Source organism: Streptomyces filamentosus (genome assembly GCF_014654895.1).
Taxonomy (GTDB): domain Bacteria; phylum Actinomycetota; class Actinomycetes; order Streptomycetales; family Streptomycetaceae; genus Streptomyces; species Streptomyces filamentosus.
In genome coordinates, this window is sequence record NZ_BNBE01000001.1 from 2,402,911 (window position 1) to 2,423,679 (window position 20,769).

At 73.3% G+C, this 20,769-nt stretch carries 23 protein-coding genes; 10 read left to right on the forward strand and 13 right to left on the reverse strand.

The features are described from left to right. Positions 1–11: 11 nt before the first annotated feature. The 3 genes from IE326_RS10800 to IE326_RS10810 are packed head-to-tail and all read right to left on the reverse strand — an operon-like array spanning position 12 to position 2,472. Positions 12–923, reverse strand: coding sequence for a hypothetical protein (locus tag IE326_RS10800; RefSeq protein WP_190041392.1), 912 nt, complete (start codon positions 921–923; stop codon positions 12–14). Continuing rightward, complete coding sequence (locus IE326_RS10805) at positions 920–1,798, reverse strand: hypothetical protein (protein WP_229915288.1); 879 nt, start codon at positions 1,796–1,798, stop codon at positions 920–922. The genes IE326_RS10800 and IE326_RS10805 overlap by 4 nt, the downstream gene beginning before the upstream one ends. Further along, entirely contained in the window at positions 1,795–2,472 is a 678-nt protein-coding gene (locus IE326_RS10810; RefSeq protein WP_229915289.1) for a hypothetical protein, read from the reverse strand. The genes IE326_RS10805 and IE326_RS10810 overlap by 4 nt, the downstream gene beginning before the upstream one ends. A 239-nt stretch (positions 2,473–2,711) precedes the next feature. Here IE326_RS10810 and IE326_RS10815 point away from each other — a divergent pair, with 239 nt between their 5' ends. Continuing rightward, positions 2,712–3,074, forward strand: coding sequence for a DsrE family protein (locus IE326_RS10815; RefSeq protein WP_150229967.1), 363 nt, complete (start codon positions 2,712–2,714; stop codon positions 3,072–3,074). Between the two features lie 3 nt (positions 3,075–3,077). On the opposite strand, the gene IE326_RS10820 is transcribed toward IE326_RS10815, so the two are convergent. From IE326_RS10820 to IE326_RS10850, 7 genes are all read right to left on the reverse strand, one after another. Next, a complete protein-coding gene (locus IE326_RS10820) occupies positions 3,078–3,344 on the reverse strand; it encodes a DUF3099 domain-containing protein (RefSeq protein WP_150229965.1) in 267 nt (88 codons plus the stop codon). A gap of 135 nt (positions 3,345–3,479) precedes the next feature. Continuing rightward, positions 3,480–3,770 (reverse strand): DUF1416 domain-containing protein, encoded by a 291-nt coding sequence (locus IE326_RS10825; protein ID WP_030750551.1) that lies wholly within the window; start codon positions 3,768–3,770, stop codon positions 3,480–3,482. A 32-nt stretch (positions 3,771–3,802) separates the two neighbouring features. Then, the gene (locus IE326_RS10830) at positions 3,803–4,648 is read right to left on the reverse strand and encodes a sulfurtransferase (protein WP_030750554.1); all 846 of its coding nucleotides are present in this window, start codon (positions 4,646–4,648) and stop codon (positions 3,803–3,805) included. Positions 4,649–5,111: 463 nt separating this feature from the next. After that, positions 5,112–5,801 (reverse strand): LmeA family phospholipid-binding protein, encoded by a 690-nt coding sequence (locus IE326_RS10835; RefSeq protein WP_150229959.1) that lies wholly within the window; start codon positions 5,799–5,801, stop codon positions 5,112–5,114. A 113-nt stretch (positions 5,802–5,914) separates the two neighbouring features. Next, positions 5,915–7,207, reverse strand: a complete 1,293-nt coding sequence (locus IE326_RS10840; protein WP_190041394.1) for a hypothetical protein — start codon at positions 7,205–7,207, stop codon at positions 5,915–5,917. A 10-nt stretch (positions 7,208–7,217) separates the two neighbouring features. Continuing rightward, positions 7,218–7,472: a MoaD/ThiS family protein gene (locus IE326_RS10845; protein ID WP_150229954.1), complete on the reverse strand. Its 255-nt coding sequence runs from the start codon at positions 7,470–7,472 to the stop codon at positions 7,218–7,220. 45 nt (positions 7,473–7,517) lie between these two features. Continuing rightward, positions 7,518–8,324: an alpha/beta hydrolase gene (locus IE326_RS10850; RefSeq protein WP_150229952.1), complete on the reverse strand. Its 807-nt coding sequence runs from the start codon at positions 8,322–8,324 to the stop codon at positions 7,518–7,520. A 239-nt stretch (positions 8,325–8,563) separates the two neighbouring features. On the opposite strand from IE326_RS10850, the gene IE326_RS10855 reads away from it, so the two are divergent. The 5 genes from IE326_RS10855 (at position 8,564) to IE326_RS10875 (ending at position 13,824) form a co-directional block, all read left to right on the forward strand. Beyond that, positions 8,564–9,379 carry a response regulator transcription factor gene (locus IE326_RS10855; RefSeq protein ID WP_150229949.1) on the forward strand — a complete coding sequence of 272 codons (816 nt, stop codon included), beginning with the start codon at positions 8,564–8,566 and terminating at the stop codon, positions 9,377–9,379. Positions 9,380–9,451: 72 nt separating this feature from the next. Continuing rightward, on the forward strand, positions 9,452–10,474 hold the full coding sequence (locus IE326_RS10860; protein ID WP_150229948.1) for a LacI family DNA-binding transcriptional regulator: 1,023 nt from the start codon (positions 9,452–9,454) through the stop codon (positions 10,472–10,474). Positions 10,475–10,583: 109 nt separating this feature from the next. Continuing rightward, positions 10,584–11,654 carry a S1C family serine protease gene (locus tag IE326_RS10865; RefSeq protein ID WP_150229945.1) on the forward strand — a complete coding sequence of 357 codons (1,071 nt, stop codon included), beginning with the start codon at positions 10,584–10,586 and terminating at the stop codon, positions 11,652–11,654. 20 nt (positions 11,655–11,674) lie between these two features. Then, positions 11,675–12,406 (forward strand): response regulator transcription factor, encoded by a 732-nt coding sequence (locus tag IE326_RS10870; RefSeq protein WP_150229941.1) that lies wholly within the window; start codon positions 11,675–11,677, stop codon positions 12,404–12,406. Next, a complete protein-coding gene (locus tag IE326_RS10875; RefSeq protein ID WP_190041395.1) occupies positions 12,403–13,824 on the forward strand; it encodes a sensor histidine kinase in 1,422 nt (473 codons plus the stop codon). The genes IE326_RS10870 and IE326_RS10875 overlap by 4 nt, the downstream gene beginning before the upstream one ends. Positions 13,825–13,848: 24 nt before the next feature. On the opposite strand, the gene IE326_RS10880 is transcribed toward IE326_RS10875, so the two are convergent. The 3 genes from IE326_RS10880 to IE326_RS10890 all read right to left on the reverse strand — a co-directional run bounded on the left by IE326_RS10880 (position 13,849) and on the right by IE326_RS10890 (position 17,299). Beyond that, the gene (locus tag IE326_RS10880) at positions 13,849–14,418 is read right to left on the reverse strand and encodes a DinB family protein (protein WP_229915290.1); all 570 of its coding nucleotides are present in this window, start codon (positions 14,416–14,418) and stop codon (positions 13,849–13,851) included. A gap of 58 nt (positions 14,419–14,476) precedes the next feature. Then, the gene (locus IE326_RS10885; RefSeq protein ID WP_190041396.1) at positions 14,477–15,337 is read right to left on the reverse strand and encodes a phosphatidylinositol-specific phospholipase C; all 861 of its coding nucleotides are present in this window, start codon (positions 15,335–15,337) and stop codon (positions 14,477–14,479) included. A 144-nt stretch (positions 15,338–15,481) separates the two neighbouring features. Further along, positions 15,482–17,299: a bifunctional metallophosphatase/5'-nucleotidase gene (locus tag IE326_RS10890; protein WP_150229933.1), complete on the reverse strand. Its 1,818-nt coding sequence runs from the start codon at positions 17,297–17,299 to the stop codon at positions 15,482–15,484. Between the two features lie 161 nt (positions 17,300–17,460). On the opposite strand from IE326_RS10890, the gene mshD reads away from it, so the two are divergent. The 4 genes from mshD (at position 17,461) to IE326_RS10910 (ending at position 20,651) form a co-directional block, all read left to right on the forward strand. Further along, positions 17,461–18,387: a mycothiol synthase gene (mshD, locus tag IE326_RS10895; protein WP_190041397.1), complete on the forward strand. Its 927-nt coding sequence runs from the start codon at positions 17,461–17,463 to the stop codon at positions 18,385–18,387. Positions 18,388–18,475: 88 nt separating this feature from the next. Further along, positions 18,476–18,868, forward strand: a complete 393-nt coding sequence (locus tag IE326_RS10900; RefSeq protein WP_150229929.1) for a GntR family transcriptional regulator — start codon at positions 18,476–18,478, stop codon at positions 18,866–18,868. Continuing rightward, positions 18,865–19,707, forward strand: a complete 843-nt coding sequence (locus tag IE326_RS10905; RefSeq protein ID WP_229915291.1) for an ATP-binding cassette domain-containing protein — start codon at positions 18,865–18,867, stop codon at positions 19,705–19,707. The genes IE326_RS10900 and IE326_RS10905 overlap by 4 nt, the downstream gene beginning before the upstream one ends. Next, a complete protein-coding gene (locus IE326_RS10910; RefSeq protein WP_150229926.1) occupies positions 19,704–20,651 on the forward strand; it encodes an ABC transporter permease in 948 nt (315 codons plus the stop codon). Before IE326_RS10905 ends, IE326_RS10910 begins: the two co-directional genes overlap by 4 nt. Positions 20,652–20,769 lie beyond the last annotated feature (118 nt).

Here is a 20,769-nt window from a genome sequence, read left to right on the forward strand (position 1 = left end):
AGAGGGCCGGCTCAGCCGAGCAGCTGGTTCTGGAGGGTCACCGTCTGCTGGAACGGGACGGCGAGCGCCTCGCCCGCGCGGACCTGGCTCACCACCGCCACGATGTCGCCCGTCTGGAGGTACGCCCAGCGGGTCTGCTCGGGGCCGTACGGCTTCTTCTCCCGGAAGGCGTACAGCGTGGTGCCGGGGACGTCGACGACCGAGGCGTAGTCCTCCGGCACCACCGCCTCGACGCCCCGGGGCAGCACCCCGGGCGCGGCGGCCACGCCCGCGTCCAGGGCCTCGTCCTTGAACGCCTCCGCGTACGCCACCGAACCGAACCGGAGCAGGTGGACGGTGGTGCGGGTGCCGTCCGGCATGCTCCAGGCGCGGGCCGCGACGTGCCGGAGCGTGGAGTCGGCGAGCGCCGTCCGCAGCTCGGCCCGGTCCTCCTCCCCGTACAGGGAGAGGAAGGACTCGGTCGTCACCCAGGCACCGTCGGCCTTCGGGTCGACCTTCGCGCCGGCCGGGGCGGGCAGCACGAGCCGGCGCGCGTCCGCGTGGTGGACCTCGCCGTCGTTGCCGTCGGTGAAGGGCCGCGGACGGCCCTCCGGCAGCGCCGGGAGGCCGAGCCGCGGGTACTCCCACCGGCCGTCGCCCTCCGTCGCGAGCCCCGGCACCTCGTGGCGGTCCAGGGAGGTGATCCAGGCGGCGGTGCCCGCGCCCGCCCCGGCGAAGACCACGACGGCCGCGGTCCACCGCGCGACGGCCGCGAGCACCCGGCGCGCCTTGCGGGGCGTGGGAGGCGCGTCGGCGGAGGACGCGTCCGCGGGGGGCACGTCCGCGGAAGGCGCGTCCACGGGGACCGCGTCCGCCGGGGCCGGAGCGGCCGGGGGCGGGGACGGCTGTTCGTCGGCCGCGGGGCTCGACTCGGTCACGCTCATACGTACTCCCCCGGGGACTTGATGTGGTCGAGCTGCTTCTTCACGAGGTCCGCGACCTCGGACTTCTCGAAGGGGACCGCGCCGAACGCCGTGACGGAGACCAGGAGTTCGGAGTCGTACGCGGAGCAGGACATGCCCCGCAGCGCGTTCTCCCGCTCCTCCCGCTCCTCCTCGCTCTCGCCCTCGGTCCGGTCCTGCGGGTCCTCCAGGAGGAAGCAGGAGGAGTTGCGGTGGTCCTTGATCCTCGGGCCCTCGGGGAGCTCCAGGAACTCGGTGATCTCCCGCTTCCCCTGGTACAGGTCGTGGATGCCGCGCTTGTCCTTCATGCGCACGATCTGGACCTCGACGACGAGGCCGCCGTCGTACGAGGTGAAGGAGCGCAGGCCGATGCCCTGGACGCCCAGCTTCTCGATGCGCTTCTCGTAGGCCCGGCGCTTCTTGCCGGAGAGGCCGCGGGCCTCGCCCTTCAGCAGGGCGGTGGCCTCCTGGCCGGTCAGCTCGGCGTCGTTGCCGTACGCCTCGATGTCGGGGCCCAGGCGGTAGCCCTCGGGGACGGGCAGCAGCAGCTTGCTCATGGGGGTGTCGGCGCGGCCCCGGGTGACGGTGGTCTCCGCCGGGTCCTCTCCGGCCGCCTCCGGGCCGACCGGCGCCCAGCCGACGGTCTCGGCGGTGCGGTCGGCGTTCGCCACGGTGACGGCGGTGTACGCGATGCCGCCGCCGGCCGCGCCCAGGACGAGGACGGCGGGCAGGACGACGCCCAGCAGCACCCGCCCGGCCTTCCTCCGGGGACGGGCCCCCTCCACGGGCACCACGGACTCCACCGATCCCACGGACTCCACCGATTCCACGGCCCCGGGGTTCTCGTGCTCGCTCACAGGCGCTCCAGCTGCTTCTCGGCCAGCGTGCGGATGTCCTTCTTGCTGATCTTCTCGGTGTCGAAGATGTCGATCTCGGCCATCACGTCGCCGCGCTGGAAGACCGCCCGGGCCCGGTACAGGTCGAGGTAGCCGGCCTCCCGGCGCGCCGGGTAGAGGTAGTAGCGGCCGTTGCCGCTGCCCTCGATCGCGTCGCCCACGTCGTCCGCGTGCTCCTCCGCGTCCATGTAGGAGAGCTGGTCCCGGGCGTGCTCCAGGGCCCCGACCACGTCGCTGGGGCCGAACTGGACGAGCCGGACGATCGTGGTGCGGTTCTCGCCCGACTCCCAGCTGCGGTGGGCGATCCGCCGCAGGTGGTTCTCGCCGAGGAAGGTGAGCATCCAGCTCTCGTCGCTGAACTCCCCCGCGTAGGAGGCGACGTCGTACCAGCCGTCGCGCGGCCCGGCCGGGTTCTCGCGGGCCCCGGCGGGACGCGGGACGAGCAGCTTGCGCAGGTCGCCCTCGGTCTTCGCCCCCGCGTCCTCGGAGGCCGGCAGCGGGCCGGGCTCCTCGCCCTTCGGGAGCGGCTTCGCGGGATACGCCAGGTCCGGCTGGTTGAGGGCGGGCAGCGGCGTCGGCGGGCGCTCCGCCTGGACGCCGTAGCCGACGGCCGTGCCGCCGATGACGCCGAGCACGGCGGCGACCGCGATCAGCGCGAGCGTACGACCGGTCCTGCGGCGCGAAACCGACCGCGTGACAGGTTCCGGAACGGCTTCCGGCGCCGGAGCCGGTCCGTTCTGAGCGGATTCGACCGCTTCCGAGGCTTCCAAGACAGTCCCCCCACGAGACTAGAAGGGCGGATTCCGTTCATCCGCGCCTCCATGACCCGTGAGGCGTGCGGGGAGTTGCCCGGCCTCGCATTACAGTTCGGTATATGGCGAAGAAGCTCGTGATCAAGGTGACCGCCGGGGCCGACGCCCCCGAGCGCTGCTCCCAGGCCTTCACCGTGGCCGCCGTCGCCGTGGCCAGCGGCGTCGAGGTGTCGCTCTGGCTGACGGGCGAGTCCGCGTGGTTCGCCCTCCCGGGCCGGGCCGCCGAGTTCGACCTCCCGCACGCGGCCCCGCTGCCCGACCTGATCGACTCGATCCTGGCGGCCGGCCGGCTCACCCTGTGCACCCAGTGCGCGGCCCGCCGCGACATCACCGAACAGGACGTCCTGGAAGGCGTCCGCATCGCCGGCGCCCAGGTCTTCGTCCAGGAAGCCCTGGCCGACGACACCCAGGCCCTCGTCTACTGACCCTCACGGCTCCCGGCGGCGCTTCTTCCCGTCGAGCTCGTCCCACCACTCGTCCGACGTCGGGTCCCCCGAAGGATCGTCCCACCAGCGGTCCTCGGGCCCCCGCCGGTTCGCGACCATCGCGGCGACCGGCGGGATCACCATGGCCACGACGCACATCCCCACGGCCACCGGCACGGAGAACAGGCGCACCACCGCCCAGGCGCCCACGAAGAGGACCAGGCAGGCGCCCATCATCCAGAAGTAGACACGTCGCCGCCGTGCGTACACACCTCCAGCGTACGACCCCGCCCCGGCCGCGCGAAGAAGCCGGAGGGCCGTGCCCCGAGTCCTGGTGATGGCGTCCAACCCCCCAGGAGGCACGGCCCTCCGGCCGTTCAGGTGCCGCTCGTGCGGCGGTGCGGGTCAGACCGCGATGGCGACGTCCGTCAGGCTGCCCGTCTCGGTGACGACGACCTTGCGGTCGGCCTGGGCGCCGGGGACGAGGGCGCGGAGGGTCCACTCGCCGGTGGCCGCGTAGAAGCGGAACTGGCCGGTGGCGGAGGTGGGGACCTCGGCCGTGAACTCGCCGGAGGCGTCCAGCAGGCGCACGTAACCGGTGACGGGCTCGCCGTCCTTGGTCACCTGGCCCTGGATGGCCGTCTCACCGGGCTTGAGGGTGCTGACGTCGGGGCCGCCGACCTGTGCTCCACACATGTTGTTACGTCCTGTCCTGTCGCGGGGGAGTCTTACTTGTTGGCGCCGAGCTCGATCGGCACGCCGACGAGGGAGCCGTACTCGGTCCAGGAGCCGTCGTAGTTCTTGACGTTCGGGACCTCGAGGAGCTCGTGCAGGACGAACCAGGTGAGGGCGGAGCGCTCGCCGATGCGGCAGTAGGCGACGGTGTCCTTCGCCAGGTCGACCTGCTCGGCCTCGTAGAGGGCCTTCAGGTCCTCGTCCGACTTGAAGGTGCCGTCGTCGTTGGCGTTCTTCGACCACGGGATGTTGCGGGCGGACGGGACGTGGCCCGGACGCTGCGACTGCTCCTGCGGGAGGTGCGCCGGGGCGAGCAGCTTGCCGGAGAACTCGTCGGGCGAGCGGACGTCGACCAGGTTCTGGGTGCCGATCGCGGCCACGACGTCGTCGCGGAAGGCGCGGATCGAGAGGTCCTGGGCCTGGGCCTTGTACTCGGTGGCCGGGCGGGCCGGGACCTCGGAGCCGTCGACCAGGTCGCGGGAGTCGAGCTCCCACTTCTTGCGGCCGCCGTCGAGGAGCTTGACGTCCTGGTGGCCGTAGAGCTTGAAGTACCAGTAGGCGTACGAGGCGAACCAGTTGTTGTTGCCGCCGTAGAGGACGACCGTGGTGTCGTTGGCGATGCCCTTGGCCGAGAGGAGCTTCTCGAAGCCCTCCTGGTCGATGAAGTCGCGGCGGACCGGGTCCTGGAGGTCCTTCGTCCAGTCGATCCGGATCGCGTTCTTGATGTGGTTCTTGTCGTAGGCGGCGGTGTCCTCGTCGACCTCGACGATCGCGACGGCCGGGTTGTCGAGGTTGGCCTCGACCCAGTCCGCGTCGACCAGTACGTCGCTGCGAGCCATGTCTGTTCTCCTCCGGGGCAGTGTGCGGCGGTGTGGTGCGGGGGTGGTGCTGCATGTGCGGGTGCGCGTCGGGAGGGTGCGCCCGACGGCGTCGTGCTGCGCGGTGCGGCCCGGACCTCGGGGGCCGGCGGGCCGGGGAATACGGGCGCGGAGCGCGTCCCGCTCAGACGGAGCGACAGAGCATGGCGGCGATGCGGCACAGGTCTACTGCCCGCCGCTTCGTGAGTTCCGCCTGTCGCTTCATGCGGTCGATCGTAGGGACGGACAGGCGACCGTGTCACCGGTGTGTCGTATCGTGAGACGAGATGGACCGAGGAGTGAGATGGAAAAGGGGTCCGCGCAGTTCGCGGACCCCTGCCGACCGGCCGTCCGGGCCCCTGCTTCTGCGGATCGGACGAGGTCGTCTCAGTATGTGAAAAGAGTGGGCGGAAAGGGAGGGCGGGCCGGCTGACGGAGGGGCCGGTCAGCCCGCGACGGCGACGTCCTGGCCGGTCACCGTGACGACCAGGCCCTCCGGACGGGGCTCCACCTTCGAGACCCCCATCCCGGCGACGCGGCCGAGGGGCCGCTCGAAGTCGGTGCGCTCGCGGATCATGTCCTCCACGAGCGGGAGGCCCTCGCCGGGGACCTCGTCGGCGCGGACCTTGACGGTGCCGCCGTCGACCAGCGTGACCGAGGAGACGACGGTACGGGTCACGGTCCGGCCCAGGACGGTGACGCTGCCCGTCACCTTCACCTTGCCGGGCCCGCCGTACTCCATGGCGGTGGCCCCCCGGTCGGAGGCCGCGACGAGGTCCGCGTACGAGATGACCGCCGTGCCCGTCGCCCTCCCGGCGCGGACGCCGTCCCAGTCGCCGGTCACCGTCACGTCCCGCAGGTCGACGGTGAGTTCGCCGATCCGGACGGGCTTGCCGCCGGCCTGGGTGCGGACGCCCTTCGCGACGACCTCGACCTCCCCGAAGTGCTTGTCGGCGGCCTGCGTGAGGAAGGGGAAGCCCTTGATGTCGACCTCGACGGAGTCGGGACGACCGCCCGCGAGCGAGGTCCGGCCCGCCACCTCCGACTCGGCCCAGGTGACGGCCAGCCGGTCGAGGCCGACCAGGATCCCGCCCAGCACGACGGCCACGACCAGCAGGATCCGCAGTGCTCGCATGACTGAAATCTCCCCCATCACCTGAAGACGTGTGCCGGCCCCCCGGCACGAAGATCGACGTGCAGGGGGGCCGGACGGTTCCCGGAGCCCCGGGCGGGCGCGGCGGCCGCCGCTCAGACCAGGGCGCGGCCGAGAAGGTACACGGCGGGCGCGGCGGCCGTCAGCGGCAGGGCCACCCCGGCCGTCATGTGGACGAAGCGGGACGGGTAGTCGTAGCTGGCCGTCCGCAGGCCGACGAGGGCGCAGACGCCGACGGCGAGGCCGAGGAGCGCCCCGGAGGCGCCCATGCCGGTCGGGCCGCCCGCCGCGACGCCCGCGCCGGCGCCCGCGAGCAGCGAGGCGACGAGCGAGACGGGGCCGGGCAGCGGGACCGCGCGGGCGAGGACGGTCGCGGCCACGGCGACCGCCCCGACCACCACCGCGTCCGGTTCGGCGCCGAGGTGTCCGGCGGCGAGGACGGCGAGCGCCGCCGACGCGACGGTGGCCATCAGGCCGTACATCCGCTCGTCGGGGTCGGCGTGGCTGCGCAGCTGGAGGACGAGGGTGAGCAGCACCCAGACGCCGAGGGTGCCGAGGATCGCGGCGGCGGCGTGCTCGCGGCCGGCGGCCAGCAGGGCGGCGTCGGCGACGAGCCCGCCGAGGAAGGCGAGCGCGATGCCCTGCCGGGCGGGCCACATGCCGTTGAGCCGGAACCAGCCGGCGGCGGTCAGGCCCTGGAGCGCGACCAGCGGCAGGAGGAGCCCGTACGGGCCGAGCGCGGCGCCGCCGGCGAGCAGCAGTCCGAGGACGGCCGTCACGGCGGCGGGGCGCATCCCGGGCTCGATGATCGGCGACCGGCCCTCGGCCCGCGCGCGCTGGGCGTCGGTCAGCCGGACGGCCCCGGAGGTCGTCGGCGAGGAGTACGCCGGACCGGACGCCCCGGCGGAGGGCTCCGCGGGGGCCCCGGGCCGGGACTCCCCGGACTGCGACACGGGCACGGGCTGCGGCTGCGGCACGGGCTGCCGGTCCACCGGCTGGAACTGCGCCGGCTGCGGCTGCGCGTACGCCTGGGGTCCGCCGTACTCCTGGGGCGTGTCGTACTCCTGCGCCCGCGGGTACTCACGTGCCTGCGGGTACGCCTCGGGGGCGTACCCCTCCTGGGGGTGTCCCGGGGCGTACGCCTGCTGCTGCGGGTACGGACCCTCCGGCGCGTACGCCTGCGGGTGCGGGGTCTCCTGGCCGTACGCGTACGGCTGCGGGGCCGGAGGCTGCTGCTGCTGGGCGGCGCGGTACCCGTGGACGTCCTCGGGCCGGAGCCGTGGCTGGTAGGACGTGTCCCAGGTCTGGCCCTCCCAGGTCTGGGTGACCGAGGGGTCGTACGCCTGCGGGTCGTACGGCTGCCCGCCGTACTGCTGGTCGTTGCTCATGCTCTGGGGTTCACCCTCCTGCGAACGGGGGGAGCACCTCGACCGTGCCGCCCTCGGCAAGCCGTACCGTCTCATGGCTCCGGGTCCCCACCGGGTCGCCGTCGACCAGGAACGAGCAGCGCCGGAGGACCCGGACGAGCTCGCCCGGGTGGTCCGCGCGGGCGGCGTCCAGGGCCTCGGCGAGGGTCTCTGCGGTGTACGGCTCCTCGGCGACCCCGGCGGCGGCCTTGGCCGCGGCCCAGTAGCGGATGGTTCCCGCTGCCATAGCGGCGCTCCCTTCGTTCGTGTGCGCGCCGCCCTCCATCATGGGCTATCGGCGGGCGAGCCAGGCGCCGAGCCGGTCGAGCAGCTCCTCGTCGGCGGCGTTCTCCGCGTGGCCCATGCCGGGCTCCAGCCACAGTTCCGCGTCGCCCGCGGCGGCCAGCGCGCGCGGGTGGTCGAGGGGGAAGTAGGCGTCGCGGTCGCCGTGGACGACGAGCAGCGGGACCGGGGCGATGAGGGGGACGGCCGCGACGGGCGGCAGCGGCTCCGGGTCCCAGGGGCGGGCGTCGATGCGGGTGCGGAGCCCGTACCGGCCGACGAGCCGGCCCACCGGGCGGGTGACGACCCAGTGGAGGCGGCGCATCGGGGCCGTGCCCCGGTAGTACCAGCGGGCGGGGGCGGAGACGGCGGCGACCGCGTCGGGCCCGGCGTCCGTGCCGCGGTCGAGCGCGGCCTGCCGCAGGACCACCGAGCCGCCCATGGAGAAGCCGACCGTCGCCACGCGCGCGTGCCCGAGCCCGCGGGCCCAGCGGACGGCGGCGGCGAGGTCCAGGACCTCGCGGTCGCCGAGGGTGGAGCGGCCTCCGGAGCCGCCGTGGCCTCGGAAGGAGAAGGTGACGACGGCCGGTGCGTGCCGGCCCAGGGCGCCGGCCGCGCGGCGCACGGCGGGGCGGTCGACCGAGCCGGTGAAGCCGTGCGCGACGACGATCGCGGGGGCGTCCGCGGGACCGGGTGAGGGTTCGTACACCGCTTCGACACGCACGCCGTCCGCCGTCCGGAGCATTGCGCGGCGGGGGCGGGAAGTGAGCGAGGAAACATCCATCATGTGAAATCGGGACTCTGCCTCGGAACTCATGTGGGCTATTCTCCTAGGCAGGGATCCGGGCGATGCAGCCATCGGGTCCTTTTGCGTTTTCCGGCCGTTGTTACGGACGGATGAACAAAAGCTCTCGGGGCGCGGGAGCAGCACGTGAGATCGCAGTACAGACGTCCTCGCAGGGACCGAGGAGGAACCGACGTCATGGACGAGCGTACGAAGCACGACCGAACGATGAAGCCGATGAAGCCGACGATCCAGGCAGGTGGAGTGTCGCGATGAGTTCACTGCTGCTTCTGACCAACGCCCTCCAGCCGTCGACCGAGGTGCTCCCCGCCCTCGGTCTGCTGCTGCACAACGTGCGGGTGGCCCCGGCGGAGGGCCCCGCCCTGGTGGACACCCCCGGCGCGGACGTGATCCTCGTCGACGGCCGGCGCGACCTGCCGCAGGTCCGCTCGCTCTGCCAGCTGCTGCGCTCCACCGGCCCCGGCTGTCCGCTGGTCCTGGTGGTCACGGAGGGCGGTCTGGCCGCCGTCACCGCGGACTGGGGCATCGACGACGTGCTCCTGGACACCGCGGGTCCGGCCGAGGTCGAGGCCCGGCTGCGGCTCGCGCTGGGCCGTCAGCAGATCGTCGCGGACGACTCCCCGATGGAGATCCGCAACGGCGACCTGTCGGTGGACGAGGCCACCTACAGCGCCAAGCTGAAGGGCCGGGTCCTGGACCTGACCTTCAAGGAGTTCGAGCTCCTGAAGTACCTCGCCCAGCACCCGGGCCGGGTCTTCACCCGGGCGCAGCTCCTCCAGGAGGTGTGGGGGTACGACTACTTCGGCGGCACCCGCACGGTCGACGTCCACGTGCGGCGGCTGCGCGCGAAGCTCGGGCCCGAGCACGAGTCGCTGATCGGCACCGTCCGCAATGTGGGATACCGCTTCGTCACCCCCGAGAAGGTGGAGCGGGCCGCCGAGGAGGCCCGCGCGAAGGAGACGAAGCAGCCGGCCGAGGCAAAGGGGGGCGAAGCGGGGCAGGACGCCCGGGAAGAGGCCCGCGCGGGCACCGGAGTCAAGGGCGCCACGGCCGACACCACCCGTTAGGGGGAAGGTAACGTGGCGTACGCCACAGTCCGACCTGCCGGTAGGTAGGTCACCCCGCGTAGACTTCCGCGCGTGGCCAAGGTGACGCGGGATGACGTAGCGCGACTGGCGGGTACTTCGACGGCGGTCGTGAGTTACGTCATCAACAACGGACCCCGGCCGGTCGCCCCGGCCACGCGCGAGCGTGTCCTCGCCGCCATCAAGGAGCTGGGCTACCGCCCCGACCGGGTGGCCCAGGCGATGGCGTCCCGCCGCACCGACCTCATAGGCATGATCGTCCCGGACGCGCGCCAGCCCTTCTTCGCGGAGATGGCGCACGCCGTCGAGCAGGCCGCCGCCGAGCGCGGGAAGATGGTCCTCGTCGGCAACTCCGACTACCGCACCGAGCGCGAGATCCACTACCTGCGCGCCTTCCTCGGCATGCGGGTCTCCGGTCTGATCCTGGTCAGCCAGGGCATGAGCGAGCAGGCCGCGAGCGAGATCGAGGCGTGGGACGCCCGCGTGGTGCTGCTGCACGAGCGGCCGGAGGCGATCGACGACGTCGCCGTCGTCACCGACGACATCGGCGGCGCCCAGCTCGCCACCCGGCACCTCCTGGAGCACGGCCACCCCTACGTGGCGTGCCTCGGCGGCGTCCCCAACACCCCGGCCGTCGGCGACCCGGTCGCCGACCACGTCGAGGGCTGGCGGCGCGCCATGCAGGAGGCCGGCCGGCCCACCGAGGGCCGGCTCTTCGAGGCCCCGTACAACCGCTACGACGCCTACCAGGTGGCCCTGAAGCTCCTCGCGGGCCCGGACAGGCCGCCGGCCATCTTCTGCTCCACCGACGACCAGGCCTTCGGCGTGCTGCGGGCCGCCCGCGAGCTGCGCATCGACGTGCCGACCGAGCTGGCGGTGGCGGGCTTCGACGACGTGAAGGAGGCCGCGCTCACCGATCCGCCGCTGACCACGGTCTTCTCCGACCGCCCCGCGATGGCCCGGGCCGCGGTCGACCTCGTCCTCGACGACTCGATCCGCGTCAACGGCTCCCGCCGCGAGCGCGTCAAGCAGTTCCCCTCGGCCCTGGTGGTCCGCCGCTCCTGCGGCTGCCACTGACCCCGTCCGGGGCGGCGGGCCCCGTCTTTATTTCGGGCATACAGGGTTCTGTCGGGCTTCTCAGCCGGTCCTCAGGCCGTTCTCATCTGCCGGGCCGAGAGTCGTGGCCATGACGGACCACACGCAGCCCCAGCAGCCGTACCTCCCGCCGCGCCCGCCCTACGAGCCGACGCGGCCGATCACCACCGAGCCGGGCACCACCGTGTGGCCGTCCGGACCCGGCGGCGGGCACACCCCTCCCCCGGCCGGGCCCGCGCACGCGGTGCCCGCCCCGGGCCCCCGCCGGCGCGCGGGGCGGGGGGTCGGCCTCATGGCGGCCGTGGCCATCGCCGCCGCGGCGGTCGGCGGCGGCACCGCCACCCTCGTCCAGCGGCTCACCGACGAGACCCCCGCCGTCACCGCGTCCTCCTCCGCGGTGACCGGCACCAACGTCTCGGCGAGCAGCACCGGCACGGTCGCCGGGGTCGCCGAGGCCGTCTCCCCCGCCATCGTGGAGATCTCCGCGAGCTCCGCCTCCGGCAAGTCCACCGGCTCGGGCGTGATCATCACCTCCGACGGCGAGATCGTCACCAACAACCACGTGATCTCCGGCGCCTCCGAGATCACCGTGCGGACCAGCGACGGCAGGACGTACGGGGCCGAGGTCGTCGGCAAGGACCCCGACAAGGACCTCGCCCTCGTCAAGCTCAAGGGGGCCTCCGGCCTCAGGACCGCCGTCCTCGGCGACTCCTCGAAGGTGCGGGTCGGCGAGCAGGTCGTCGCCATCGGCTCCCCCGAGGGCCTCACCGGCACCGTCACCAGCGGCATCGTCTCCGCCCTCGACCGGGACGTCACGGTCGCCAAGGACGACGAGGACACCGGGGGCGACCAGGGCCAGGGGCAGCAGTGGGACCCGAGGCAGGGCTGGCCGTTCGAGTTCGGCGGGCAGCAGTTCAACGGCGACACCGGTTCCTCGAAGACCACCTACAAGGCCATCCAGACCGACGCCTCGCTCAACCCGGGGAATTCCGGCGGCGCGCTGATCAATATGGACGGGGAGATCATCGGGATCAATTCGGCCATGTATTCGCCCAGTTCTTCGAGCGCTTCCGCGGCCGGCAGCGTGGGCCTCGGATTCGCCATCCCGGTGAACACCCTCAAGGCCGACCTGGACGCCCTCCGCTCGGGCGGCCCGAGCTGAACGCATGGCACGCTGACCCCATGACCGGGCAGCCGAACGACTCCGAACGCGTCCTCATCGTGGACGACGAACCCGCCGTGCGGGAGGCCCTGCGCCGCTCCCTCGCCTTCGAGGGGTACGCGACGCGGGAGGCCGTCGACGGCATCGACGCGCTCGCCGCCATGGAGTCGTACGACCCCGACCTCGTCGTCCTCGACGTGCAGATGCCCCGCATGGACGGGCTGACGGCGGCCCGCCGGATCCGGGCCGCCGGCTCGACCGTGCCCATCCTCATGCTGACCGCCCGCGACACCGTCGGCGACCGCGTCACCGGCCTCGACGCGGGCGCCGACGACTACCTCGTGAAGCCCTTCGAGCTGGACGAGCTCTTCGCCCGCATCCGCGCCCTGCTGCGCCGCAGCTCCTACGCCGCCCCGTCCGCCGCCCCCGCCGCGCCGGAGGACGTCCTCTCCTTCGAGGACCTGCGCATGGACCTGGCGACCCGCGAGGTCACCCGCGGCGGCCGGCCCGTGGAGCTGACCCGCACCGAGTACACGCTCCTGGAGATGTTCCTCGCCCACCCCCGGCAGGTCCTCACCCGCGAGCAGATCCTCAAGGCCGTGTGGGGCTTCGACTTCGAACCGAGCTCGAACTCCCTGGACGTGTACGTGATGTACCTGCGGCGCAAGACGGAGGCGGGCGGCGAACCGCGCCTGGTGCACACCGTGCGCGGCGTCGGCTACGTGCTCCGCGGCGGGGGCGGCACCGAGTGACCCGCCCCCGCACCCCCCTGGCCTGGTTCCGTTCCCGGCCGCTGCGCTCCCGGCTCGCGCTGCTCACCGCCTTCGCCGTCGCCGTCGCCGTCGCCGCCGTCTCCGCCGCCTGCTGGTTCGTCACCCGGGCGCAGCTGGAGGGCGAGATGGACTCGGCGCTGCGCAGCACCCGGCTCGACCCGAACGCGGTCCGGAGCCTGTACGGGATGTGCCAGCGGGGCGAGGAGCCGCCGCCGGTCGGCGGGTACACCGTCCAGATCGTCGACGCGGCCGGCGGCGTCTGCACCTCCGGCGAGGCGGCGCTCCCCGTCGGGGAGGGCGACCTGGCGGTGGCCCGCGGCACGCTCTCGTCCTTCCTGCACACCGTGAAGGACACCGCGGGGCACGAACTGCGCGTCTCCACCTACCCCCAGCAGCTGATCCTCCCGCAGCAGGGCCCGGCCTTCCTCGCGGTCTCCGTGGCCCGCCCGCTCTCCGAGATCGACAACGCCATGTCCACGCTGCGCTGGGTGCTGCTCCTGGTCTCCGGGATCGGCGTGATCGGCGCGGGCGCGGCCGGCCTGTGGGTGGCGCGGACCGGTCTGGAGCCGGTGCACCGGCTGACCGGGGCGGTGGAGCACGTGGCCGCCACCGAGGACCTGACGGTGCGGATCCCGGACGAGGGCGAGGACGAGATCGCCCGCCTGTCGCGGGCCTTCAACCAGATGACGGCGTCCCTGGAGAGCTCCCGGGAACGGCAGGCGCGGCTGATCGCCGACGCCGGCCACGAACTGCGCACCCCGCTGACCTCGCTGCGCACCAACATCGAGCTGCTCGCCCGCAGCGAGCGGACCGGCCGGGCGATCCCGCCGGAGGACCGGCAGGCGCTGATGGCCTCGGTGAAGGCGCAGATGACGGAGCTGGCCTCGCTGATCGGCGACCTCCAGGAGCTGGCCCGGCCGGACGCGGTGCGCCCGGGGCCGCTGGAGGTCGTCCCGCTGCACACCGCGCTGCGGGCGGCCCTCGACCGGGCGCGGCTGCGCGGCCCGGAGCTGACCTTCACGACGGACCTCGCGCCCTGGTACGTACGGGCGGAACCGGCGGCCCTGGAGCGTGCGCTGGTCAACGTGCTGGACAACGCGGTGAAGTTCTCGCCGCCGCGCGGCACGGTCGAGGTGACCCTGATGCGCGGCGAGCTGACGGTCCGCGACCACGGTCCCGGCATCGCCCCGGACGAGCTCCCGCACGTCTTCGACCGCTTCTGGCGCTCCCCGTCGGCCCGCAGCCTGCCGGGCTCGGGGCTGGGCCTGTCGATCGTGGCGCGGACGGTGAAGCGGACGGGCGGTTCGGTGGCGCTGTCGGCGGCGGAGGGCGGCGGGACGCTCGCGACCCTCCGCTTCCCCGGGGCGCCGACGCCGCCGCCGGAGGTGACGGCCTGAGGGCGGGTCCGCGGGGGCCCGGGGCTACTGGCCGACGCGCCCGTCGACGCGTTCGCGGAGCAGGTCGGCGTGGCCGCAGTGGCGGGCGTACTCGGTGATCTGCATGGTGAGGAGCTCGCGCAGCTGTCCGCCGCCGGGCACCGGGGCGCCGAGGTCGGGGGCGGCGGCGACGAAGCGGTCGGTGGCGTCGGCCTCCTCCCGCCAGCGCCGCCGGGCGTCCTCGACGACGGCGGGGTCGGCGACGGCGCCGGTCCACTCGGCCTCGCGGTCGTCCGGGGTGCGGTAGATCCGGGGCGCGTCCACGCCGGCGAGGCGGCGGAAGTGCCGCTCGTCCTCGGCCATGTGCCGGACCAGGCCGAGCAGGGACATGGTGGAGGGCGGCACGGAGCGGCGGGCCAGCTGTTCGGCGTCCAGGCCCTCGCACTTCAGCTCCAGGGTGAGCCGGAAGTGCCGCAGGGCGTCGAGGAGGGCGCCGCGCTCGTCGGTCACCGCCGCCCCGCCGGCCTCGCGCGGATCGTCGTCGGGGTCGGCCCACATGTCGGGGTGGACGGTGGAGGTCGTCCACCGCCGCGGTTCCGTGTCGCTGCTCTCCATCCGGGCATGGTGGTACGGCTCCGGGCCCGGCGCCATCCTTTTACGGGGGTGCGCGGGGTCAGTTGTGCCGCAGCAGGGCCTCGACCAGCCCGGCGCGGGTGGCGGGGAAGTCCAGGGGGACGATGCCGAGTCCGGTGCGGCCGGCCGCCCAGGAGCCGTCGAGCCAGGCGTGGACGCGCGGGTTGAGGTTGTCGGAGTTCCAGCGGGGCGGCAGCGCGGCGGAGGTGCTGACGAAGTTCACGTACAGCGGTCCGGGGCGTTCGACGGCGGCGCGGAAGTGGGCCTCGATCTTGGGGTACTTGGCGTCGGGGAGCGCGTTCCAGTCGTCCTGGACGGCGAAGTGGCGGGAGTCGGCCCAGCGCAGTCCGGGCAGGCCGCCGTTGTCGGCGAGCAGCACGACCCGGCCGCGGGCCTCGCCGAGGAGCGGGAGCCCGTCCCCGATGCGGAAGAGGGAGCGCCAGCCGCGCCGGTCGAGGTAGTCGTCGAAGACGGCCCGGAAGGTGGCGTCGGACTCCTCGGAGTACTCCTGCTTGACCCGCATGAGGACGGTCTCGGAGGGGTGCGCGGCGAGGAAGTCCCGGCAGGCGATCAGGACGTCCCCGAACATCATGTTCTGGTAGGCGGAGCCGTGGTGGATGGCGAAGGACCCGCCGGTCACCCGGCACCGCACGTCGAGGAACCGCACCCCGCTGTCGAGCTGCTGCGCGACGGTGGTGTTCTGGCACTGCGCCCACGGCCCGCCGAACCGCGCCCCGGAGTCGTGCGTCCCGGGGATCGTCAGCCGCGCCAGCGCGGTCCCGTCCCCGTGCCCCGCCATCCACGCCCGCGTGTCCACGGCGGCGGCCCCGGCCGGGGGCGCCCCGGCGAGCAGCACGGCCCCGGCCCCGAGGGCCCCGGTGAGAAAGCGTCGTCGCTCCATGACACCGGATGATGACAGGTCCGCGTCAATCTGCACCAGGGTGCGGACGGCGCGCGGAAAGGCGGAGGGGGGCTGCCCTCCGCCGGTCGGGCGGAGGGCAGCCCCCTCTTCGGTGTCCTCCCCGGGCCCGGGAAGCCGCGAGGACTAGCGGACGATCTTGATGCGGTCCGTCGCCGGGGCCTTCAGCGGCTGGGCGGCCGAGGAGTTGGCCGTCAGGTAGTCGATGAAGACGTCGAGGTCCGAGGCGCCGACCAGCTTGTTGCTGCCGGAGGCGAGGGCCGGGAAGCCGTCGCCGCCGCCCGTGAGGAACTCGTTCATCGCGACCCGGTAGGTCTTCGACGGGTCGAGCGGCTCGCCGTTCAGCCGCACCGAGTCGGCCACGATCCGGTCGGCACCCGCCTTCGTCAGGTCCAGGGTATAGGTGAAGTTCTTCGACACCTGGAGGATCTTCGGGGAGGCCAGGTTGGCGCCGCTGACCTGCTGCCGCAGCGCGGTGACGAGCTGGGCGCCGGTCAGGTCGACCGAGGTCATCATGTTGGTGAAGGGCTGGACGGTGTACGCGTCGCGGTAGGTCACCACGCCGCCGTCCCGCTTGGTCAGCGGCGCACGGACGCCGCCCGGGTTCATCAGCGCGAGCTGGGCGCCGCCCTTGTCGGCCGGGGACAGGCCCGCCAGCTGCGCGTCGGCGATCAGGTTGCCCAGCGGCTTCTCGTACACGCCCGCGTCGGTGGGGTTCTCGATGGTCTCGCCGATGTGGCCGACGGGACGGTTCGCGATCGGCGCGGCAAGAACGTTCCAGCGCTCGATCAGGTCGTGGATCGCCCCGTGCTCCTCCACGTCACGGGTGACGACGTGGTTGGCGGAGGCGACGGCCGTGCGGACGATGTCCTTGGTGCGGCGGTCGTAGGTGAGCGTCGTGTCGGTGTAGAGCCGGCCGAAGGAGGCCGCCGAGGTCACCGTGCGCGGCTTGCCCGACGGGTCCGGGATCGTGCACGCGTACGCCTGGTGGGTGTGGCCGGTGACCAGGGCGTCGACCTGCGGGGTGACGTTCTTCGCGATGTCCACGATCGGGCCGGAGATGCCGGCGCCGGCACCCGGGGTGTCGCAGTCGTAGTTGTACGCGCCCGAGGCGGGCATGCCGCCCTCGTGGAGCAGGGCGACGATCGACTTCACGCCCTTGCGCTCCAGCACCTTGGCGTACTTGTTGATCGTCTCGACCTCGTCGCCGAACTTCAGGCCCTTGATGCCGTCGGCGGCGACGATGTTCGCCGTGCCTTCGAGCGTGACGCCGATGAAGCCGATCCGGACGCCGTCCTTCTCCCAGATGAAGGTCGGGTCGAGCAGCGGCTTGCCGCTCTTCTCGTCGGTCACGTTGGCCGCGAGGTAGGGGAAGTTCGCCCCCTCGAAGGTCTTGCCCTCCTCGAAACAGCCCTCGACCGGGTGGCAGCCGCCGTTCTGGATGCGGCTCAGCTCGCGCGCGCCCTCGTCGAACTCGTGGTTGCCCACCGAGCTCACGTCGAGCTTCATCTCGTTGAGCGCCTCGATGGTCGGCTCGTCGTGGAAGATCCCGGAGAGCAGCGGCGAGGCGCCGATCATGTCGCCGGCGGCGGCCGTGATGGAGTACCGGTGGCCCGCGCGGGCCTGCTCCAGGTGCGTGGCCAGGTACTCGGCGCCGCCGACGTTGTTGATCGTCTCGGTGGTGCCGTCCTCCTTGATCCGCGTGAGGCGGGCCGAGGAACCGGCCGGCGGCTCCAGGTTGCCGTGCAGGTCGTTGAAGGAGAGCAGCTGGACGTCGACCATCCGGCCCCAGCCCTTGCCGTTCGTCCCGCCCGCCGCGGCGTCGGCCGCGTCCTGCGAGGCGCCCGCCGGCATCGCGGCGACGAGCGCCCCGACCGTCGCCAGCCCCGCGCCGGCGGCCAGAATTCGCCGCCCGGCCTTGCTCTTGCTGCGCTTCACTGCCATCTCTCCCGTGGTCCCCTTTTCCCCATGTCCCGATTCGCGGCTTTGATCGTTCCCCCGTGTTGCGCTCGCAGCCTAGAGTCAACGCGCGTAGCGCAACAGGGGGTAGTGGGTTACAAGACAGTTGCCGACGGCTGACGGACCGTTCGCCGTAGGCTCGTCCCATGACTTCCGACGCGGCGCCCGCCCTCGAACCGGGACGGCAGATCCAGACGTACGACGAGCTCAGCACCGAGCAGGTCCGGGAGGTCATGGACCTGCTCGCGGCCGCGGACCGCGCCGACGGCGTGCACGCGGTGTCCGAGCAGGGCCGCCTCTACCTCCGGCACGGCCGGCGCGAGGGGGTGCGCCACTTCCTCCTCACCCTCGGCCCCCGCCTCGCGGGCTACGCCCAGCTGGAGGAGACCGACCCCGTGGAGGCGCCGGCCGCCGAACTGGTCGTCCACCCCGACCAGCGCGGCCGCGGCCACGGGCGCGCCCTCGGCACCGCCCTCCTCGCCGCCACCGGCAAGCGGCTGCGGGTCTGGGCGCACGGCGGCAAGCCGCCCGCCCGCCACCTCGCCCAGGTCCTCGGCCTGACCCTCTTCCGCGAGCTGCGCCAGCTCCGCCGCCCCCTGGCGCCGCTCGACATCCCCGAGCCGGTGCTCCCCGAGGGCGTCACGATCCGCACCTTCGTCCCCGGCCAGGACGACGCGGCCTGGCTCGCGGTCAACGCCGCCGCCTTCGCCCACCACCCCGAGCAGGGCGCGCTGACCCAGCGGGACCTGGACGACCGGATCGCGGAGCCGTGGTTCGACCCGAAGGGCTTCTTCCTCGCGGAGCGGGACGGGGAGCTCGTCGGCTTCCACTGGACGAAGGTGCACGCCGAGGAGCGGCTCGGCGAGGTGTACGTGGTCGGGATCCTGCCGCGGGCGCAGGGCGGCGGCCTCGGCAAGGCCCTCACCGCGACCGGGCTGCGGCACCTGGCGGCGCAGGGACTGCCGACGGCGATGCTGTACGTGGACGCGGACAACACGGCGGCGGTGCGGGTCTACGAGGGACTGGGCTTCCGGACGCACGAGGTGGACCTGATGTACCGCGCGGAGTCCTGAACCGGCAGTCGGCAGGGGGTGGTTGACACCACCCCCTTCCTTCCACCACCCTTTCACTACTTGATTAGTGAAAGGGTGGTGGAAGGACGTGGTCGAGTACCGCATCGACCGGCGCAGCGGCGTCGCCACCTACCTCCAGATCGTCCAGCAGACGAAACAGGCCCTCCGGATGGGCCTCCTGGAGCCGGGCGACCGACTGCCCACCGCGCGCGAGGTCGTCGAGGCGACGGCCATCAACCCGAACACGGTCCTCAAGGCCTACCGCGAACTCGAACGCGAAGGACTCGTCGAGGCCCGCCGCGGCCTCGGCACCTTCGTCCGCGCCACGCTCGGCACCACCGCCCCCGCCGACTCCCCCCTCCGGGGCGAGCTCGACGCCTGGGCCCGCCGCGCACGCGCCGAGGGACTGGACCGCGAGGACGTCGCGGCGCTCTTCACCGCCGTACTGGCACAGCACTTCGAGGGGGACGACGAAAAGTGAGCACGCCCATCGCCCTGGGAGCCGAGCTCCTGGGGAAGAAGTACGGCGGACGCAGGGGAGGCTGGGCCCTCAGGGAATGCGGCTTCGCCCTCCCCGCCGGCCGGATCTGCGCCCTCGTCGGCCCCAACGGCGCCGGCAAGTCCACCCTCCTCGCCCTCGCCGCCGGCCTCCTGCGCCCCACCGAGGGCACCCTCACCGCCCCCGCCCGCGAGGACCTCGCCCACGTCGCCCAGGCCAAGCCGCTGCACCCCCGGCTCACCGTCGCCGACACCCTCCGCATGGGCCGCGAGCTCAACCCCGGCCGCTGGGACGACGCCGCCGCGCTCCGCGTCGTCGAGGGCGGCGGCTTCTCCTCCGACACCCTCGTCCACCACCTCTCCGGCGGCCAGCGCACCCGCGTCGCCCTCGCGCTCGCCCTCGGCAAGCGCGCCGGACTCCTGCTCCTCGACGAGCCCATGGCCGACCTCGACCCGCTCGCCCGCCACCAGCTGATGGGCCTGCTCATGGCCGACGCCGCCGAACGCGGCACGACCGTCGTCATGTCCTCGCACATCCTCACCGAGCTGGAGGGGGCCTGCGACCACCTGATGCTGCTCGCCGGCGGCCGCGTCCGCCTCGACGGCGCCGTCGACGACCTGCTCGCCGCGCACACCCTGCTGCGCGGCCCCGTCGCCGACCTCGCCCCGCACACCGTGGTCGACACCCGCACGACGGGCCGTCAGCTCACCGCGCTCGTACGCCGCGAGGGCCCCGTCGAAGGCCCCTGGGAGACCTCCGAACCCTCCCTGGAGGAACTCCTCCTCGCCCACCTCCGCAACCCCGAAGGAGCCGCCGCGTGAGCACCCCCGCCCTCAAGGGCCCCGCCTGGGTGACGGTCCGGCAGTACCGGCGGACGCTGTGGCTCGCGCTGGCCGTGGTGGTACTGGCCTTCGCCGTGATCGGGGGGCTGCGGATCTGGGACGCGCAGTACCCGGACGTGCGGACGGAGGACGGCTTCTGGCAGCTGGACCCGTACAACAGCGGGCACCACTGGCTGGAGGGCGCCATGCACTCCTTCTCCGACTGCGCCCTCGCGATCCCCTTCGCCGCCGCCCTCTTCGTCGCCGGACCGATGGTGGCCCGCGAGTTCGAGTCGGGGACGTACCAGCTCTCCTTCACCCAGTCGGTGAGCCCCACGACCTGGCTCCGCACCAAGCTGGCCGTCGCCACCGCCACCGCACTCGGAGCCGTACTGCTCCTCAGCGGCGCATACGCGCTCGGCTGGGTCCGGGTCCGCGACTCGTACAGCCTCCTCCGCGACGACGTCGGCCCCTACTTGGTCCTCGGCACCGTCCTCGCCGCGTACACCCTGCTCGCCGTCGCGGTCGGCGCCCTCGCCGGACTGCTGATCCGCCGCACCTTGGTCGCCATGGCCGCCACCGGCCTCTTCACCGGCGTCGCCCTGGTCGTCATGGACGCCTTCCGGTGGGACTTCCTGGCCCCGGTCACGATCACCGGGAAGGCCGTGGAGGGCGCGTCGACCCTGATGGTGCCCGAGGACGGACGGATGGTGGACCAGGGCCTGATCATGGCCGACGGGCGCCGCGAGCCCGGCTGGTTCTGCTACGACGAAGGCGCCTCCGGCGCCTGCCGCCCCGAGGAACCCGTCGCCGCCCAGTACCTCGACTACCACCCCGCCTCCCACATCCTCCCCACCCAGCTCATCGAGACCGGCATCCTCCTCGCCCTCGCCGCCCTCGCCGCCTTCGCCGCCTTCCGGGTGCTGCGGGCCCGGCACCCCTAGCGAAGGTTCACCCGTGCGGGTCAATCGCGGGGCCGGGACCCGTGACAGGCCCCGCCCCCGATTCCCGCACGACATGTCGTCGTCACCCGCCATTCAGACGCGCTTGCGACGCTCACGC

Coding starts and splice junctions, on each gene's coding strand:
- IE326_RS10800 (WP_190041392.1), bottom strand. CDS start 923: ATGAGCGTGACCGAGTCGAGCCCCGCGGCCGACGAACAGCCGTCCCCG.
- IE326_RS10815 (WP_150229967.1), top strand. CDS start 2,712: ATGGCGAAGAAGCTCGTGATCAAGGTGACCGCCGGGGCCGACGCCCCC.
- IE326_RS10825 (WP_030750551.1), bottom strand. CDS start 3,770: ATGTGTGGAGCACAGGTCGGCGGCCCCGACGTCAGCACCCTCAAGCCC.
- IE326_RS10830 (WP_030750554.1), bottom strand. CDS start 4,648: ATGGCTCGCAGCGACGTACTGGTCGACGCGGACTGGGTCGAGGCCAAC.
- IE326_RS10835 (WP_150229959.1), bottom strand. CDS start 5,801: ATGCGAGCACTGCGGATCCTGCTGGTCGTGGCCGTCGTGCTGGGCGGG.
- IE326_RS10840 (WP_190041394.1), bottom strand. CDS start 7,207: ATGAGCAACGACCAGCAGTACGGCGGGCAGCCGTACGACCCGCAGGCG.
- IE326_RS10845 (WP_150229954.1), bottom strand. CDS start 7,472: ATGGCAGCGGGAACCATCCGCTACTGGGCCGCGGCCAAGGCCGCCGCC.
- IE326_RS10850 (WP_150229952.1), bottom strand. CDS start 8,324: ATGAGTTCCGAGGCAGAGTCCCGATTTCACATGATGGATGTTTCCTCG.
- IE326_RS10855 (WP_150229949.1), top strand. CDS start 8,564: ATGAGTTCACTGCTGCTTCTGACCAACGCCCTCCAGCCGTCGACCGAG.
- IE326_RS10865 (WP_150229945.1), top strand. CDS start 10,584: ATGACGGACCACACGCAGCCCCAGCAGCCGTACCTCCCGCCGCGCCCG.
- IE326_RS10870 (WP_150229941.1), top strand. CDS start 11,675: ATGACCGGGCAGCCGAACGACTCCGAACGCGTCCTCATCGTGGACGAC.
- IE326_RS10880 (WP_229915290.1), bottom strand. CDS start 14,418: ATGGAGAGCAGCGACACGGAACCGCGGCGGTGGACGACCTCCACCGTC.
- IE326_RS10885 (WP_190041396.1), bottom strand. CDS start 15,337: ATGGAGCGACGACGCTTTCTCACCGGGGCCCTCGGGGCCGGGGCCGTG.
- IE326_RS10890 (WP_150229933.1), bottom strand. CDS start 17,299: ATGGCAGTGAAGCGCAGCAAGAGCAAGGCCGGGCGGCGAATTCTGGCC.
- mshD (WP_190041397.1), top strand. CDS start 17,461: ATGACTTCCGACGCGGCGCCCGCCCTCGAACCGGGACGGCAGATCCAG.